This is a genomic window from Pseudonocardia lutea (assembly GCF_042658055.1).
Classification (GTDB): domain Bacteria; phylum Actinomycetota; class Actinomycetes; order Mycobacteriales; family Pseudonocardiaceae; genus Pseudonocardia; species Pseudonocardia lutea.
On the sequence record NZ_JBHSQK010000123.1, the window covers coordinates 1 to 6,811 of the forward strand.

At 74.1% G+C, this 6,811-nt stretch carries 7 protein-coding genes and 1 pseudogene; 4 read left to right on the top strand and 4 right to left on the bottom strand.

Annotated elements, in window-relative coordinates:
- A partial coding sequence (locus ACFQH9_RS31315; RefSeq protein WP_379571948.1) for a hypothetical protein occupies positions 1-236 on the top strand: 236 nt, incomplete at its 5' end.
- A 579-nt stretch (positions 237-815) separates the two neighbouring features.
- Here the strand turns inward: ACFQH9_RS31315 and ACFQH9_RS31320 are convergent.
- Entirely contained in the window at positions 816-2,003 is a 1,188-nt protein-coding gene (locus tag ACFQH9_RS31320; RefSeq protein ID WP_379571950.1) for a MerR family transcriptional regulator, read from the bottom strand.
- 143 nt (positions 2,004-2,146) lie between these two features.
- Here ACFQH9_RS31320 and ACFQH9_RS31325 point away from each other — a divergent pair, with 143 nt between their 5' ends.
- Positions 2,147-2,467, top strand: coding sequence for a WhiB family transcriptional regulator (locus tag ACFQH9_RS31325; RefSeq protein WP_379571952.1), 321 nt, complete (start codon positions 2,147-2,149; stop codon positions 2,465-2,467).
- 96 nt (positions 2,468-2,563) lie between these two features.
- Here ACFQH9_RS31325 and groL read toward each other — a convergent pair whose 3' ends face one another.
- Both groL and groES read right to left on the bottom strand, forming a co-directional pair.
- Positions 2,564-4,177: a chaperonin GroEL gene (gene groL, locus ACFQH9_RS31330; protein WP_379571954.1), complete on the bottom strand. Its 1,614-nt coding sequence runs from the start codon at positions 4,175-4,177 to the stop codon at positions 2,564-2,566.
- A 96-nt stretch (positions 4,178-4,273) separates the two neighbouring features.
- Positions 4,274-4,567 carry a co-chaperone GroES gene (gene groES, locus ACFQH9_RS31335; protein ID WP_345384738.1) on the bottom strand — a complete coding sequence of 98 codons (294 nt, stop codon included), beginning with the start codon at positions 4,565-4,567 and terminating at the stop codon, positions 4,274-4,276.
- A 186-nt stretch (positions 4,568-4,753) separates the two neighbouring features.
- On the opposite strand from groES, the gene ACFQH9_RS31340 reads away from it, so the two are divergent.
- Positions 4,754-5,680, top strand: a complete 927-nt coding sequence (locus ACFQH9_RS31340) for an aldo/keto reductase (protein WP_379571956.1) — start codon at positions 4,754-4,756, stop codon at positions 5,678-5,680.
- Positions 5,681-5,763: 83 nt separating this feature from the next.
- Complete coding sequence (locus ACFQH9_RS31345) at positions 5,764-6,384, top strand: TetR/AcrR family transcriptional regulator (RefSeq protein ID WP_379571958.1); 621 nt, start codon at positions 5,764-5,766, stop codon at positions 6,382-6,384.
- 67 nt (positions 6,385-6,451) lie between these two features.
- Here ACFQH9_RS31345 and ACFQH9_RS31350 read toward each other — a convergent pair.
- A pseudogene (locus tag ACFQH9_RS31350) lies at positions 6,452-6,799 on the bottom strand (MFS transporter); the annotation flags it as partial.
- Positions 6,800-6,811 lie beyond the last annotated feature (12 nt).

The window sequence follows — 6,811 nt, forward strand, 5'->3', positions numbered from 1 at the left end:
GGCCGGACCGCCGCGGCGGAGGCCGTCATGAGGTCGCCGCGGGCGAGCGCGAGCTCGGCCGCACCCACGCGGCCCGCACCGCAGGACGCCAGGGCGACGCCCCCTCCGACGCCCCCTCCGACGCCCCGCCCGGGCGGTCGGGTCGGGCCCGCCAGGAGGGCATCCGCCCTGCTCAACAGGCGCGCCGCGCGGGTCGTCGCGCCCTGCCCGAGCACGTCGGCCGCGGAGCCCGGTGAGCGCGTCGACGTGGGCCGAGAACGGGTCCGCACACGGGCTCGCGGGGACCTCGCCCATGGCGGTGCGCGGGACGGCGCCGAGGCCCGGCCCGGGGGCGCGTGGCAGGGCGGCCCGGTCCCTCGGGTCCCGGCCCGGTCCCGGGAACGCCCCTCCGCACCGGCGGCGCGGCGGTGCTCGGCGGGCCGTGCCGGCCGACCGACCCCGCCTCCCGGCCGCCGGTCCCCGACGAGGCGCCGGAGATCCCCGCGACGAGGGCCGGCGCGCGTCCGTCGAGCCGCTCGGCGAGGACGTGCCCACCCCGCTGGCGCAGGTGCGAGGCACGGGTGACGAGGGCGTGCGCACGGATCCCCGGCGGCACCCGGGCGTCCCGCACCAGGCCCTCCAGGAGAGCCGCCGCGGCGGCGTACCGCCCTTGCCCGCCGAGGGCCACGGCGGCCGTCCAGCGCACCACGGGCTCCGCTCGTCCCGTCGCTCCGACCGACACGCCGGGGCGCCCGCCGAAGGCACCTCACTCAGGCGGTTGTCGACCAAGTGGGCGGATCCGTTCGGGTCGGCGTCGGAGAGACCACCCACATGTACTAGTTCGTGTGAGTGAGCACGGCCAGATCCGCCAGCGTGTCCGCCGCCGAGGCCAACGACCCCAGGCGCCCGATCCGTGACGGCAGGGTGCTTTCCCCCCAGCCCGGCCCTGCAGCAAACGAGCGGAACCGGGGCCGGGTACGGGGCAGCGCGGCGAAGAGCCCGGGATCTGCCGTCCTCGGCGCCTGGGCCCAGAGCACGACCGCGGCGGGTGCGGTCCGGCGGACGGCGGCCACCAGCGCGTCGAGGGGCAGGTCGGGGCCCAGCGGCCGGTACGCCACACCCCGCTCGGCCAGCACGGCACCCAGCACCGCGAACGGCAGGTTGTGCCACTCGCCCGGCGCGCCCGCCAGGAGGACGGGGCGGGCGTCCGCCCCCGGCAGGGTCGCCGCGACCGACCGGGCGCCGTACACGGCGGTCACGGCCTCGCTGACCAGGTGCTCGATCTCCACCCCGGCCCCGGTCGACTCCCAGCGCTCGGCGACCGCGCTCAGCACCGGCCGCACGACGTCGTTCCAGGTCCGGACCAGCCCGTCGGCCTCGATGGCCTCGTCGACGAGCCGGCGCACCGCGGGCGCGTCCATCGACAGGGCCGCGCGCCCCACCCCGCGGGCCCGCCGGCTCGCGCCCGGCAGCCGCAGCACCCGGCCGCCGACCCGCACGCGCGCACCGAGGTCGAGCTCGTCGTCCGACGGGTGGCCGGCGAGCAGCACCGGGCCGCCCTCCCCGGACCCGGTCTCCGCGGTCCCGGTGCCGGCCACCCCGACGGGCCGCCCGGTGCCCGGCTCCGGCAGCGGCGCGGCGAGGGCGTGCCGCGCGGCCTCCGCGGGCGTGGCGCCCTGCAGCAGCGCCTGCTGCATCAGTTCGAGGCGGGCGAGGTCGGTGGCCCCGTAGCGGCGGTGGGAGCCCGGGGTGTGCGCCGAGGGCCCGAGCCCGTAGCGCCGGTCCCAGGTGCGCAGGGTGGCCGGGGCGACCCCGAGCCGGCGCGCCACGGCCGCCACCGTCAGCCGGGGGGTGTCGCCGGACCCGGAGGGGGTATCCGGCCCGCGGTCGGCCGCGTCCGGCTCCTCGGTGCCCGGCTCCTCGGTGCCCGGCTCCTCGTCGTCGGCGCGCTCCCCGTCGGCCCGCTCCCGGCGCGGCGGCACGGCGCGATCGGGTGCGTGCTCCGGCACCGGCTGCGTGGTCATCCGCCCATGGTCGGGGGTCGCCCGGCAGCGGGCAACCGCGACACGGTTCCGGCAATTCTTCTCTTGAACAAGGTTTGGCGCGGTTCTAGGCTGGGCACCTCGTTGCCGAGCAACGACTTCGCTTCGACGGGTGGGTGATGACGGTGGCGGACATCAGGCGGCTTCCGGGGCCGGTCTCCGACATCTGGGACTGGCAGATGCAGGGCGCGTGCCGCGGGATGGACAGCTCGTTCTTCTTCCACCCCGAGGGTGAGCGCGGGCCGGCGCGGGCGAACCGCGAGCGGCGCGCCAAGGAGATCTGCGCGGGGTGCCCGGTGCTGGAGACGTGCCGGCGGCACGCGCTGGAGGTCCAGGAGCCCTACGGCGTGTGGGGCGGGCTCTCCGAGCACGAGCGGGAGGCGATCATCCGGGGCCGCGACCGGCGGCTGCGGATCGACGGGAAGACGGGCGTCCAGCCGGTCTGACCGGCGACACGGCCCGTCGGAGCGCCGGAGAACGCCGAAGGGCGGGTGGCCGCGAGGCCACCCGCCCTTCGCCTTGCGCCTACTGCCGGAGCCGGATCAGTGCCCGTGCCCGTGACCGGCCGCGGGGGCCGGCTTCTCGTCCTCGGGCTTGTCGACGACGGCGCTCTCCGTGGTGAGCACCATGCGCGCGATCGACGCGGCGTTGACCACGGCGTTGCGCGTGACCTTGACCGGGTCGATGACACCGTCCGCCAGCAGGTCCGAGTACGTCAGCGTGGCGGCGTTGAAGCCCTGCCCCCACTCCTGCTCGGCGACGCGGGCGGTGACGACCGCGCCCTCGACACCGCCGTTGGCGGCGATCCAGTACAGCGGGGCGGTCAGCGCGCGGCGGACGATCGCGACACCGGTGGCCTCGTCGCCGGAGAGCTTCAGCTCCTCCAGCGCGGCGGCGGCCTGGACCAGCGCCGAGCCGCCACCGGGGACGATGCCCTCCTCGACCGCGGCGCGGGTCGCGGAGACGGCGTCCTCGATGCGGTGCTTGCGCTCCTTGAGGGCGGTCTCGGTGGCCGCACCGGCCTTGATGACCGCGACGCCGCCGGACAGCTTGGCCAGCCGCTCCTGCAGCTTCTCGCGGTCCCAGTCGGAGTCGGTGGTCTCGATCTCGCCCTTGATCTGGGCGATCCGGCCCTGGATGTCGTCGGACTTGCCGGCACCCTCGACGATCGTCGTGGTGTCCTTGGTGACGACGACCCGCCGCGCCCGGCCCAGCAGGTCCAGCCCGGCCTCGGAGAGCTTGAGCCCGACCTCCGGGTTGATGACGGTCCCGCCGGTGGCGATGCCGAGGTCGTCCATGAAGGCCTTGCGGCGGTCGCCGAAGAACGGCGACTTGACCGCGGCGACCCTGATGGTCTTGCGGATCGAGTTGACGACCAGCGTCGACAGGGCCTCGCCCTCGACGTCCTCGGCGATGATCAGCAGGGGCCGCCCCTCGCCGAGGACCTTCTCCAGCAGCGGGAGCAGGTCCTGGATGGAGCTGATCTTCTCGCGGTGCAGGAGGATGTAGGCGTCCTCGAGGACGGCCTCCATGCTCTCCGCGTCCGTGACGAAGTACGGCGACAGGTAGCCCTTGTCGAACTGCAGGCCCTCGGTGATCTCCAGCTCGGTGGCGAGCGTGGAGCCCTCCTCGACGGTGATCACGCCGTCGTTGCCGACGGAGCCGATCGCGTCGGCGATCAGCCGGCCGATCTCCTCCTCGCGGGAGGCGATGGTGCCGACCTGGGCGATGTGCTCGGCGCCGTTGACCGGAATGGCCTTCTCCAGCAGCCACTCCGACACCTTGTCCGCGGCGGCGGCGATGCCGCGGCCGAGGGCGGTCGGGTTGGCGCCGGCCGCCACGTTGCGCAGGCCCTCGCGGACCAGCGCCTGGGCGAGCACGGTGGCGGTGGTGGTGCCGTCGCCCGCGACGTCGTTCGTCTTGGTGGCGACGGTCTTGGCGAGCTGCGCCCCGAGGTTCTCGTAGGGGTCCTCGAGGTCGATCTCGCGGGCGATGGTCACACCGTCGTTGGTGACGGTCGGGCCACCGAACTTCTTGTCGATGACGACGTGGCGGCCGCGCGGGCCGAGCGTCACCTTCACGGCGTCGGCGAGCTGGTTGACACCGCGCTCGAGCGCGCGCCGCGTGGTCTCGTCGAAGCTGATCTGCTTCGGCATCAGAGCCTCTCGTTCATGGGGTGAGACGGAACCGCCCCGGGGCCACGCCCGTGAGACGGACTACAGGCCGCCGGGGCGGGGTTCACGCGGGAGTCGTCAGTTGACGACGGCGAGCACGTCGCGCGCGGAGAGGATCAGGTACTCCTCGCCGTTGTACTTGACCTCGGTGCCGCCGTACTTCGAGTAGATGACGACGTCGCCGACGTTCACGTCGAGGGGGACGCGGTTGCCGTTGTCGTCGATCCGGCCCGGGCCCACGGCCAGGACCTTGCCCTCCTGGGGCTTCTCCTTGGCGGTGTCCGGGATCACGATGCCGGAGGCCGTGGTGGTCTCGGCCTCGCTGGCCTGGACGACGATCTTGTCCTCGAGCGGCTTGATGTTCGCCACGATGACCTCCCCTTTCCTGGGGTGACTCACGAACTGTCCGTAGTACTGTCCACCGACAGCCGACCAGGGGCCCCGCCGTCGCGGGTGCCGGGGCGACCCGACCTGAACTGTGCGATTGGCACTCTACCCATGAGAGTGCCAACCGTTCAACGGGCCCACCACCCGATCGCGGTCGTAGGCTCGTCGACCATGCCGACTGTGGGGAAACTCGAGGTCTCGCCCCTGTGCCTGGGGGCCAACGTCTTCGGCTGGACCGCCGACGCCGACACCTCGTTCGCGGTGCTCGACGCCTTCGCCGAGGCGGGCGGCACGTTCGTCGACACCGCGGACTCGTACATGTTCCGGGTGCCCGGCAACAGCGGCGGCGAATCCGAGACGATCATCGGGAACTGGATGGCCGCGCGCGGCAACCGCGACCGGATGGTCGTCGCGACCAAGGTCGGGTCGCTGCCGCGGCGCGCGGGGCTCGGCGGCGAGAACATCAAGGCCGCCTGCGAGGACTCGCTGCGCCGGCTGCGCACCGACCGCATCGACCTCTACTACGCGCACAAGGACGACCCCGACACCGTGCAGGAGGAGACGCTCGACGCCTTCGACGCGCTGGTCAGGGAGGGCAAGGTCCGCCAGGTCGGGGCGTCGAACTTCTCCGCGGAGCGGCTGCGCTCGGCGCTGGAGATCTCCGACCGGGACGGGCTGGTCCGCTTCACCGCGCTGCAGCCGCACTACAACCTGATGGAGCGCGCGGAGTTCGAGTCCTCGCTGCAGGACCTGCTGCGGTCCGAGGGGATCGCCTGCCTGCCGTACTACGCGCTGGCCAAGGGCTTCCTGACCGGCAAGTACCGCGGGGAGAAGGTCGACAGCGTGCGGGCGGAGGGCGCCTCGGCCTACCTCGACGACCCGCGCGGGCCCGCGGTGCTGGCCGTGCTCGACGAGATCGCCGCCGGCCACGGGGTCCCGGTCCCGGCCGTCGCACTGGCCTGGCTGGCCGCCCAGGACACGGTCGCCGCCCCGATCGCCTCCGCCCGCACCGTGGAGCAGCTGCAGAACCTGCTGCCGATGCTCGCCCTGCGGCTCACGGACGACGAGCTGCGCCTCCTCTCCCACGTGAGCTCCTGACCGCGCCGGGCAGCCGGGCGGACGGCCCGGACGACCGTCGAGGACTCTCTGAACGGTCGTCCGGTCCGCTACCCTTGCCCACCGTGACCACCGCTGCCGACCGGGTGGCCCGCCGCCAGGTCGACAAGTTCGAGGAGCGCCGCCGGCTGCTGGCCGAGGGGGCGCTGCAGACGCTGTCCGAGCGGGGCTACGCACGCACCAGCCTGCGCGAGATCGCCCAGAACACCGAGTTCAGCCACGGCACGCTGCACTACTACTTCCGCGACAAGGTCGAGCTGATCATGTACTGCGTGCGGCGGTACAAGGCCGTCTGCGTGCAGCGCTACGACGCCGTCGTCACCGACTCGTCGACCGCGGAGGGGCTGGCCGCGGACTTCGCCGAGGGCCTCGCGGCCACCTGCCGGGACGACGCGCTGATGCACCGGCTCTGGTACGACCTGCGCTCGCAGTCGCTGTTCGAGGAGTCGTTCCGGCCGGACGTCGCCGAGATCGACGAGACCCTCGAGCGGATGATCTGGCGGATCGTCGGGCGGTACGCCGAGCTCGCCGGCCGGGAGCCCACCTGCAGCTCGGCCCTGGCGTACGCGACCTTCGACGGGCTGTTCCAGCAGGCCCTGCTCCGCCACCTGTCCGGCTCCGGACTCGCCCTCGACGACCTCCGCGCGGGCGCCCGGCACCTGCTGAGCCACGTCGTCTGCGCCTGAACCCGCCCCACCCCGCACGAACGGTGCTCTCGTGCACACCTCGCGCACGACCCACCCCCAGCACGCTGCCGGCCTGACGGGCGGTGTTCAGGGTCCCCGCCGCGACGCCCGACCGCGCCGGTTCGACCCTGCCGAGCAGCGCCGCCGTCATGGCCGGGACCACCAGCCCGAGGCCGAACCCGGCCACCGCGAGACCGGCGACGACCGCGTCCACCGCGACCGCCGTCAGGCAGCCCGCGGCGAGCAGGGCCGACCCCGCGAGGACGGTCCGGCGCGGGTCGCCGAGGCGGCCGGCGAGCAGGTTCGCGATCCCCACCGCGACCGTCGTCGGGGCCAAGGTCAGGCCGGTGACCAGGGGCGACCGGCCGAGGACCTGCTGCAGGTAGAATGTGGTGACCCGAGACGTTGTTGACAGGGCCGCGGGCGT